General features: G+C 52.4%; 1 protein-coding gene. It reads right to left on the reverse strand.

Features of this window, described 5'->3' with window-relative positions:
• Nucleotides 1–45: 45 nt before the first annotated feature.
• The coding region (locus MiSe_RS50545; protein ID WP_226595166.1) for a hypothetical protein at nucleotides 46–231 on the reverse strand (186 nt) is incomplete at its 5' end.

The following is a 231-nucleotide window of genomic DNA, read 5'->3' on the forward strand; positions in this document are numbered from 1 at the left end:
TGCCCCTGCGAGTTTGCTGACGCACGACGAGGTTTATTCCCGGTTTCACAGTAGTAGCACAGCAGCGGAAATCTTCTTTCCCAGGGAAGATTTGATGATTGCCTTGCCCCTGCGAGTTTGCTGACGCACGACGAGGTTTATTCCCGGTTTCACAGTAGTAGCACAGCAGCGGAAATCTTCTTTCCCAGGGAAGATTTGATGATTGCCTTGCCCCTGCGAGTTTGCTGACGC

It is taken from the genome of Microseira wollei NIES-4236 (genome assembly GCF_020521235.1).
Taxonomy (GTDB): Bacteria; Cyanobacteriota; Cyanobacteriia; order Cyanobacteriales; family Aerosakkonemataceae; genus Microseira; species Microseira wollei.